1 protein-coding gene is annotated in these 271 nt (G+C 65.3%); it reads left to right on the top strand.

What is annotated here, in order from left to right; translation table 11 throughout:
• A partial coding sequence (locus ACLJNW_RS25300; RefSeq protein WP_410961377.1) for a cupin domain-containing protein occupies positions 1–269 on the top strand: 269 nt, incomplete at its 5' end.
• Positions 270–271 lie beyond the last annotated feature (2 nt).

Below are 271 nucleotides of genomic sequence, written 5' to 3'. Positions count from 1 at the left end.
ACATGCACGTCAACATCGTCAACTTCGAGCCGGGCGGCGTGATCCCCTTCGCCGAGACCCACGTGATGGAGCACGGCCTGTACGTGCTGGAAGGCAAGGCGGTGTACCGCCTGAACCAGGACTGGGTCGAGGTGGAGGCCGGCGACTTCATGTGGCTGCGCGCCTTCTGCCCGCAGGCCTGCTATTCGGGCGGCCCGGGGCGCTTCCGCTACCTGCTGTACAAGGACGTCAACCGGCACATGCGCCTGACTCTCAATGCGCCGCATTGAGG

The organism is Salmonella sp. SAL4457, from assembly GCF_046548235.1.
GTDB lineage: Bacteria > Pseudomonadota > Gammaproteobacteria > Enterobacterales > Enterobacteriaceae > Salmonella > Salmonella enterica.
This window is presented reverse-complemented; position numbering and strand designations above follow the sequence as displayed.